Origin of the sequence: Fusibacter tunisiensis, from assembly GCF_016908355.1 — a bacterium.
Classification (GTDB): Bacteria; Bacillota; Clostridia; order Peptostreptococcales; family Acidaminobacteraceae; genus Fusibacter_D; species Fusibacter_D tunisiensis.
The window spans coordinates 1-9392 of record NZ_JAFBDT010000043.1 but is presented as its reverse complement, the minus strand read 5'-3'; the positions used below and the strand labels follow the sequence as shown (position 1 = coordinate 9392).

Here is a 9392-nt window from a genome sequence, read left to right as displayed (position 1 = left end):
GTCAAAAACAAGCCGATTCATCCCCCACCTGCACTCTCACTCCGTGAGCAAGGTGGCTTAGAGGCGGGGGACTTCTCGGCTATTTTAGTTAAAATGCATCGTCCAGAATAAGGGTTTTTACGTTCTTTTTCAGAAAAATTAAGCACAACAACCCAAGTTTTCTCTGAATTTTGCCGCTCATATGCCATTAGCGATCGAGTTGCTTTTAAAGGTACAAAGTCACCCGATAAAAGTACGGGGTTCATCTGCCTGAGTTCAATTAATTGCCTATAAAAATTCAGTAAGGCGTCCGGATCTGCCTCTTGGGATTTGCGATTGATCTTCACGTAATTGGGATTGACTTGTATCCAAGGCGTCTTAACAGAAAAACCTGCATTTGTAGCATCTGACCATTGATAAAGGCGAAATTAGTCATACCAATTTCTTGGCCTTGATAGATAAACGGAGTCCCTTTAAGGGTCATTAACAGCATTGCCAGCATTTTTGAAGCGTAGTGCCAGTACTTATGGTCGTCTGCAAACCGTGAGACACTCCTAGGTTGATCATGGTTTTCCAAATAATTTGCATTCCAATAGAGGGCCGTTTGCCATTTGAAAATAACCTTTGCAAACCGTCTTAAATTAAACTTCCGTTTAAACCATTTTACAATGAACTGGTCTGTTTCCACATGCTCAAAAGAGAAAACGAGATCCAGTTCCTGCCGTTTTGGATCAATAAATTTCTTTGCATCCTCTGGCGTTACAAAAACGGTCTCACCCACTGTAAAACACTTGTATTTGTCCCAAACTGTTTTACGAAAATACTTTAGCAATGCGTGGACACCGGATTTTGACAGATAGTACTCACTGCCTGGTAACACCAACCGTTTCTTACTATTGTCTAAAGACTGTTTGTATAAGATGTTAATAACGTCACACCGAAACCCATCCACACCTTTTTCAAGCCAAAATTCCATGATGTTTTGAATTTCTTGAATGACGCTTGGGTTATGATAATTTAGGTCCGGTTGATGTTTTGTAAACAGGTGCAGATAATAGGCATTGGTTTCTGAGTCAACCATTTCTGTCATAGTCCCATAGTCTGGATGAATGGCATAATAATCACTTATATCATACCCAAAATCCACATTTGGCGAGGCGTAAACCGGACTAATCCATAATATGCCAATTCCAAGTGCTTTCAATGTTTCTATCTCTGAAATAATACCATTTAAGTCTCCAATCCCGTCTCCATTTGTATCCTTAAAACTTCTTGGATAAATTTGGTATACCACACGTTCCTGCCACCATTTCAAAAGACATCACGCCCCTTAACATCTAAACCTTTAACCGATTAAAAAACTTTGAATCTTCACGGATCATATGATTTATGATAATGTCTTTCACAAAGTAATCAAATGCTTCAATTGGATCAATACGCCCAATGGCCAATTTGTTTCTTAGAATTTCTGCTTTTTTGATCAGATTGCCATGAATAATTACATGCTTGCTGTAGCCTTCATAGCCTATTTCAAAAAGGACCTCTTCTTCGTAGGCAAAGTGATACTGGACATGCTCAATAAGTTGATCCATCTGTTCTATAAGCACTTCAATGGGTTTGTCTTTTAGCGTCGCATTAATAATGGAAGACCCAATTTTCAAAAGCATTTGATGCTGTTTGTCTATTTCAGAGTGGCCACTGATATAACTTGGTAACCACTTGATATCAAGCATGGCTTCATCTTCAAAGCTTTCACCCGTACAAACCCGATTGCGGCCTTCTGCTTTAGCCTTATATAGGGCAGCATCTGCACGTTTAAACCATTTCTCCCGGTCTTCTTCAAGATGCCTTTGGGCTACGCCTAAACTAACGGTTACCTGCCCAACACCTGGATGTTTTATAGCTTCTACCTCTTTTCGAATTTTTTCAGCGGCTTCTTTTGCCCCTTCTACATCTGTATTTTGCAGTAAAACGACGAACTCTTCACCACCCCATCTGGCAAAAAGGTCGCTTTTTCGCATCAACCCATCAACATGTTTTGCAATGGCTACCAGCACCTCATCTCCAATGTCGTGTCCATACCGGTCATTGACATTTTTAAAATGATCCAAGTCAAAAAAAATCAAGGTCAAATCCCCACCATACCGGTCCATCTTTGCCATTTCATCGTATAAACGCTGGTCAAAGTAATTTCGATTCTTAATGCCAGTTAATTTATCTCTGGTTGCCACTTCTTCAAGCATTTTGTTTTTTTCCTCTAGTTCCTGGCGCAAATCGCTTAAGTTCTTGTTCATTTTTTGGAGTTTTCGATTTTGAATTTTAGACAGAACAATTGCAATGGTCAATACCAGAACCAACAAAAGAAGCATTGTAATGTCAAAATAATGATGGTCTTCTGGAAACATTATAAACATGGGCAATCACCACCCTTCTCTTTTAAATGCATATAGTAATTAATACCCATACTTTATAAAGAAAACCACCCAGCATTCAGCTAAGTGGTTTGTATGCTCGTTTTGTTTTTTTTACTTCAAGTTAGACAGTTCCACAGCAATTTGTGCAGCAACTCTTGCGTTGTTATAGACAAGCTCAATGTTGGCATCTAAGCTTGTGCCTGCTGTAATTTCCTTAACTTTTGCAAGCAGGAATGGTGTGGATGCTTTACCCTTGATGCCCTGGGCTTCAGCTTCTGAAACGGCACTGTTAATGGCTGAGTTAATGGTGTCAAAGTCCATTTCATAGGCCTCTGGAATTGGGTTTGCCACAACCACGCCACCATTTAGTGCCAAGTCCCATTTTGCTTTTAGGGCTTCTGCGATTTCTTTAGGGTCATCTACTCTATAATCAACGCCAAACCCACTTTTTCGCGTATAGAAGGCAGGGAGTTCGTCTGTTTGATAGCCTACAACGGGAACGCCATTGGTTTCAAGGTATTCAAGTGTAAGTCCAATATCTAGAATTGACTTCGCTCCTGCACAAACAACCGCTACATTGGTGTTGGCCAATTCTTGAAGATCTGCCGAAATATCAAAGGTTTCTTGGGCGCCCCTATGCACGCCACCGATGCCACCGGTTGCAAATATTTTTACACCTGCAAGTGCAGCAAGAATCATTGTTGAAGCAACAGTTGTCGCACCGTCTAGTTTTTTTGCAATAATAAATGGGATGTCTCGTCTAGATGCCTTTACAACATTTTTTGCTTTTCCAAGATATTCAATTTCTTTTGGTGTCAGGCCCACTTTTAAAGTGCCACCTAAAATTGCAATTGTTGCAGGCACAGCACCATTTTCACGAATAATCCGTTCGACTTCAAGGGCTGTTTCGACATTTTGTGGATAAGGCATACCATGGGAAATAATTGTAGACTCAAGTGCCACCACAGGTTGTCCATTTGCAATGGCCTTAGCCACTTCTTCACCTACTGAAAGATAAGGTTTTAAATTCATTAGAGTACCTCCATTTTCTTAAATAGTAATCCCTCAGACATTTGAGGATTAATTGTATTTTCATGTGATAAGGCTATGCCAGATGCGGCAATGGCCATCTTCGCTGTTTCCAGTTGGGTTAATTCCATTAGGCTGGCTTTAGCAAGTGCCGCTATAAAGGCATCTCCTGCTCCAGTTGCATTGACAATTTCAATCTTGGGTGCTTTTATAAATTGGCCGCCTTCTGGGCCACTGGCATAAATGCCCTTCTCACCCATGCTGATAAAGACATTTACAACACCTTTTTCATGAAACCGGTCTGCTGCAATTGTTGCATCCGTTTCCGATTTAATTGGAACCCCTGTCAACATTTCAGCCTCTATACGGTTGGGTTTAATGGTGTTGAAATACCCAATCAAAGACGCTACTTTTTGAGCTTTTGTACTGCTCACTGTATCAAGGAAAAACTGTTTGTCCTTAAAGGTTGTCAAAATATATTCAATCGTTTCAAGTGGTAAATTTGTATCCAAAATACAAAGTGCCGCATTTTCAATAATATGATGTTTTCTTTTTATAAACTCAATTGTTAAGTGTTCCATAATGTCCATGTGTGAAATCGCAAGAATCATGTCTTTGCTATCATCTAAAATGGACAAATAAGTAGATGTTTCTCCACCTTGAACCACAAGTGTGTCCACCATATCGAGACCCACGCTTTTTGCCTCTTCTAAAATCTTGTCACCATACAGGTCATCTCCAATGGCACTAATCAATTTTGTGTGAACGCCCATTCGCACTAGATTTTCAGCGATATTCCGCCCAACACCACCCATAGATACTTTTACTTTTCCGACATTTGAATCCCTATAAATCAATTCAGTTGTGGGAAATCCTTGAATGTCTACGTTGGATCCTCCTATAACACAAACGTATGCGTCTTCTCGAACAATATACCCTTTTCCAAGAATATGCCCTTTTTTCATTAGGTTGGCAATGTGCACGGCTACAGAAGAACGTGTAATGCCAAGTAAGTCTGCTAAATCCGATTGAGGCATCATAGGATCCTTTTTAAGATGCTCCAATATCTCTTTTTCCCTACCAGTCAACGGAACCTCCTTTCACGAAAATAAGCAAATGCTTATCTTTTAAACTTAAGTTTATTTTAAACCACATTATTTTTCTTGTCAAGCCTTTTTAGAAAAAAAATAAAAGCAAATTAACACCACCTAAAACGGCAGTCAAAATTAAAGTGGGGCCAATTGTTTTCCTATAAAGAGTTGATTCGCTTATATCATCTCCTGCAACTGACGCTGCCAAATAGACGATTGTTGGACTTAAAACGACACCAAGCGATCCAGCAATGGATTGTACAGCTGCCATTTGGTAAGGATTTTTTCCCATTTCTTTAGCAACCGCCACTTGAAAGGCACCAAAGAGTACATTGGAATTTGTGTTACTGCCTGTAATCAAAGTACCAAGAGCCCCTACAAAAGAAGCAAAAAATCCATAAGTTTTACCTGTTAAACTGGAAATCATAGATGCCATTTTTACAATCATTCCCGAGTCCATCATAACAATGGACATCGCAATAAAGGCCATAAGTCCTATGGAAACACCAATTCCTTGCCTTACAACGCGATTTAGAGCGCGTTTTAAACGTTTTGAATTTATGGTTTTTCTTCGATACAACATTCCTAAAAAAATCAAAGTTGCAAGGCCCAATATAGGGCCAGGATGTCCCAACCACTGAATTGCTGCATAATGATCTGCTTTTGATGCAACGTATCCAAGTCCAGTTGTGGTTTCTGGAAAACTCAATGCAAATTGCCAGTCAGGGAGTTGCAAGGTATTGACACTTAAAATAGCCAATAAAATAAAAACATAAGGCGCCAATGCAACGCCAGCTGTTGGCATATCAGCTTCAAAATTTGGGACACGGTCCAAATAATTTTCATACTCTTGATGGTCTTGATGGTCAAAAAATCTATAGACCCCGTATGTTATTAAAAGACCTGTTAAGGATGCCGCTAAAGCAGCTGTGGTATAACTGCCTAATTTTATGGCGCCATACATGGCAACGCCAATCCCTAGAGTGGAAGGCAATATATATTTCAAGCTCCTTTTCATGCCCTTTTTCCCACTATGAAACCATGCGACTGTTAATCCCGTTCCAAAAGCGAGCACACAATTAAAGACAATCATCATAAGCCCCAATTTCTGCTGATCTAATCCCGTGGCCAAAAATAATGTATAATAAGCGGCACCCATAGAACCAAAACTCACAGCCCATGTATGCCCAAAAAGAACGGCAACAGATGACTTAAAAGCATTATAGCCCAAGGCGGTTAGCATGGGTGCTACAATAACGATTGGCACGCCATAACCGGAGATACTCTGCAGAACACCGGACAATAGCCATGAAAGTGTTATAAATTGCGCAAAAGGTTCTCTAATCAACCGACCAAACAATACTGTGATTTTCTTTATTGCGCCAAATTCATCCAAAACATGATACAGCAATAAGGCACTCCAGATGATCATCAAGACATAAAAAGAAAGTGCAAATGCTTTTCCCATTGCACCCATGATGCCTTCCTTTGTCATTTTAAAAATAGAGATTGCAAAAATCAAAGCAACAGTAAATCCTGAAATTCCTGCTGTTTGTATGCTTTTTTTCAAAATAAGTAATACAACTAAAACCACTGCTACAGGTATAACTGTTAAATATGCCATGTCTCTAATCCTTTCATTAAATATGCCATCATTCATTTAATCATAATACCCGTGTTTAAATGGTTTTAACTAAAAAAAGAGAACCGGCAAACCGATTCTCAATGTTTTCTAATCTTTAATTAGTCTTTATTCATGTGCGTATTAACCACTTCACCAATAATATGGTCTTCACGTACTTCTCTAACTTTCTTTCTTACGATTTCCTCAATTTCATATTCCTGCTTTAAGCCAGCTCTTAAGGAATAGATTATGGCAATGAGTATGATGGCGAATGGCAATCCTGTGATGACAGAAGCCGTCTGAAGGGCAGTAAGTCCCCCGCCAATAAGCAGTGTCGCTGCTACGACACCTTCCATGATTGCCCAGAATACACGCTGAGGTACAGGCGAGTCCAGTTTTCCTCCCGATGTAAGATGATCGACTACCAAGGAGCCAGAGTCTGAAGAAGTTACAAAAAATACTGTTACAAGAACTATTCCAACACCCGATAAAATTGCATTCCAAGGTAGGTTTTCTAGCATTGCAAATAGGGCAATGGAAACATCTTCATTTACAATTTCAACCAAGTTGGTTATCCCATTCATTTCTTGGAAAATTGCGGTGCCACCAAATACAGACATCCATATAAATGACAAAAGTGACGGTACAATCATAACCCCAAGAACAAACTCTTTGACTGTTCTTCCTTTGGAAATACGGGCTATAAACATGCCCACAAATGGTGACCAAGAAATCCACCAAGCCCAATAGAAGACTGTCCAACCACCCTGCCAGTTACTTCCTCTAAAGGTTTCTGTCCAAGTGCTCATTTCTGTAAAGTTGGAAATATAATACCCCATATTTTGTGTAAACCCACTCAGTATAAATACGGTAGGTCCGAATTGCAAGGGTACCGCTTTTGCTGGTTTTTCCAGGGACACTTACCATAACTTATGACCCTTTTATACCCATTCCAATACCTAAACTTCAAAAATACTCGCAAAAGCGATTTTTATTATAATAGCAACCTGTGGTTCAAAATAAACATTTCCAAAATATGGATATATATGTTATCCTACTATAAGGAGGATTTCATATGCCAAGAATATTTAGAACAAAAAGTCAAAGCGGAATTTACCACGTTATTACCAGAGGAAATGATCGTAATTTAATTTTTTTAGACAGCAAAGACTACTCAATGTATCTTGCTATCCTTAAAAAATATCAAGAGGAATGTAAATTTGATATTTTTGCATACTGTCTGATGACAAATCATATTCACTTATTAATCCGTGAAAATCCTGAGTGCCATTCAATCAGTCAAATTATGCACCGCATCAATTTAGCTTTTGTAAAATATTACAATAAGAGGTATCACAGGGTTGGTCACCTTTTCCAAGGTCGTTTTACAAGTGTTGAAGTGGAAGATGAAGATTATTTTAGGACTGCTCTTCGCTACATTCATCAAAATCCATTGAGGGCAAATGCAACGGCTTATATTGATCAGTATAAGTGGTCTAGTTACAATGAGTATGTTTTAAAGCCCTATTTCTGCAACGTCGATTTCACTTTAAATCTATTTCCAGATCAAGGTGCAAAAAATAAAGAAGCATTTTACGCCTATCATCGTACTTTTCCTGACAACGCCAAGATGCCAAAAGAACTTCCCGAGGCCAATACCAAAATAAAAGATCCAGAGGCGATTCTTTTAATCAATGCTCTTGCTGGCGTCACCGATCCAAAAATCGTCTCAGATTTTAATAGCGACCGAAGACACACAATCGTTTTTACTTTAAAAGAGAAATACCATCTCTCCAACCGGCAAATTGCAAGATTGACTGGAATAAACCGCAAAAATGTTACAAGCGTAAAATCATAATTTTGTTAATCATCTAATCAGCGTAATTGCAATGCTTTTAATGGTTAACCCATTTTCTGTAAGTGTCCCCTGTTGTACCACAAATAGCGGTACGGTATAATGGGGGGAGAGGAGGGATGATATGCATTTGTTGATTACGGGGGAAAGGAATGCTGGCAAGTCGACTTTAATCGAGCGCGCTTTGGGGATTACCGGCGTTACAGTTGGCGGTTTCAAAAGTCAGGCGGATATTTTAAATGGAAAGATTGAGGCTTTTGTCATTCGACCACTTGGCCATCAGAAAATTGATCCGCCATCAGATTCTAGAATTGGCATTCCTGGCAAGTATAATTGGAAGGGTTTCCCAGAAACATTTGACACTCTAGGTGTTGAAATTCTTAAAAACGCTCTTAGTGGGCCAGAAGATGTATTGCTTATGGATGAACTTGGTTTTTTTGAAACCGAAGCTTTGGCATTTCAAGAAAAAGTACTTGAGTGCCTGAATCAAACGACAAAGAAAGTAATAGCAGTTGTAAAGGCAATGGATACCCCATTTTTAGAACAGGTTAAAAAACATCCCAATGCACACCTGCTTACACTTACAGTTGATAATCGAGAAATGATGCTCGCTCACGTTATCAAATGGATTCAGGAGGCTATCAATGAAAGAACACCTTAAAAAAGCACATCTTTTGGAGGGCTTGTCAGAAGAAACGCTTGATATCATTATTGAGCACTTGATGCCCACCCTTAAAACCTATAAAAAAAATGATGTCTTGCTAAGGGCAGGAGAGCCCTTCAATTCCGTTGGTTTTTTAATTAGTGGTAAAATTGCAGGATTTCGACTAGATTACGAAGGCAACGTCACCTTACACCAAATCTTTGATGACCATAAAACATTCGGTTTTGAAATTTCAGCCACACCAACTCAAATTAGTCCTTTATATCTAAAATGTCTAACAGACAGTAAAATAATTCTTTTACCCTATAAAGAACTCATTACATTGGCGTCAATTCCAACACAAGACAAACTCAAGTTAATGGAAAACCTAACCCAACTACTGGCCAATGAAAACATGCGAAAACTCTACAAAATCGAATTTTTAGCAGAAAAATCTATTCGCCGAAAAATAAGATTGTATCTTTCATTTATGGCAGAAAAAACCGGATCACATACATTTGAAATTCCATTTAACCGCAATGAACTTGCACAGTACCTCAATGTTAATCGGAGCGCTTTATCCGCCGAACTTAGCCGGATGCAAAATGAGGGTCTCATTGCTTACACTAAAAATAAATTTACACTAAACCTATGACAGTTTCGGTGACATACTCCCACCACTTAAGAAGTGAGGGCTTCTCGTTCGAATAGCCTAATGGCTACAGCATAAGCGAGCTATCCCCGTGTGCCCCACGGT

9 protein-coding genes and 1 pseudogene are annotated in these 9392 nt (G+C 39.2%); 3 read left to right on the top strand and 7 right to left on the bottom strand.

What is annotated here, in order from left to right; genetic code table 11:
• Window positions 1–17 precede the first annotated feature (17 nt).
• From JOC49_RS12690 to JOC49_RS12660, 7 genes and pseudogenes are all read right to left on the bottom strand, one after another.
• The gene (locus tag JOC49_RS12690) at window positions 18–281 is read right to left on the bottom strand and encodes a DUF3459 domain-containing protein (protein ID WP_279381223.1); all 264 of its coding nucleotides are present in this window, start codon (window positions 279–281) and stop codon (window positions 18–20) included.
• Window positions 282–1273 (bottom strand): annotated as a pseudogene (locus JOC49_RS12685) (alpha-amylase family glycosyl hydrolase); the annotation flags it as partial.
• Between the two features lie 43 nt (window positions 1274–1316).
• Window positions 1317–2393, bottom strand: coding sequence for a diguanylate cyclase (locus tag JOC49_RS12680; protein WP_204665408.1), 1077 nt, complete (start codon window positions 2391–2393; stop codon window positions 1317–1319).
• Between the two features lie 111 nt (window positions 2394–2504).
• Window positions 2505–3425, bottom strand: a complete 921-nt coding sequence (locus JOC49_RS12675) for a pseudouridine-5'-phosphate glycosidase (RefSeq protein WP_204665407.1) — start codon at window positions 3423–3425, stop codon at window positions 2505–2507.
• Window positions 3425–4510, bottom strand: a complete 1086-nt coding sequence (locus JOC49_RS12670; RefSeq protein WP_204665406.1) for a PfkB family carbohydrate kinase — start codon at window positions 4508–4510, stop codon at window positions 3425–3427. The genes JOC49_RS12675 and JOC49_RS12670 overlap by 1 nt, the downstream gene beginning before the upstream one ends.
• An 88-nt stretch (window positions 4511–4598) precedes the next feature.
• Window positions 4599–6173, bottom strand: coding sequence for an L-lactate permease (locus JOC49_RS12665; protein ID WP_204665405.1), 1575 nt, complete (start codon window positions 6171–6173; stop codon window positions 4599–4601).
• Window positions 6174–6256: 83 nt separating this feature from the next.
• Window positions 6257–7057 carry a BCCT family transporter gene (locus tag JOC49_RS12660; RefSeq protein ID WP_341534687.1) on the bottom strand — a complete coding sequence of 267 codons (801 nt, stop codon included), beginning with the start codon at window positions 7055–7057 and terminating at the stop codon, window positions 6257–6259.
• Window positions 7058–7212: 155 nt separating this feature from the next.
• On the opposite strand from JOC49_RS12660, the gene JOC49_RS12655 reads away from it, so the two are divergent.
• From JOC49_RS12655 to JOC49_RS12645, 3 genes are all read left to right on the top strand, one after another.
• Window positions 7213–7995, top strand: coding sequence for an REP-associated tyrosine transposase (locus JOC49_RS12655; RefSeq protein WP_204665404.1), 783 nt, complete (start codon window positions 7213–7215; stop codon window positions 7993–7995).
• A gap of 121 nt (window positions 7996–8116) precedes the next feature.
• Complete coding sequence (locus tag JOC49_RS12650; protein WP_204665403.1) at window positions 8117–8653, top strand: nucleoside-triphosphatase; 537 nt, start codon at window positions 8117–8119, stop codon at window positions 8651–8653.
• Window positions 8637–9290, top strand: coding sequence for a Crp/Fnr family transcriptional regulator (locus JOC49_RS12645; RefSeq protein ID WP_204665402.1), 654 nt, complete (start codon window positions 8637–8639; stop codon window positions 9288–9290). Before JOC49_RS12650 ends, JOC49_RS12645 begins: the two co-directional genes overlap by 17 nt.
• Window positions 9291–9392 lie beyond the last annotated feature (102 nt).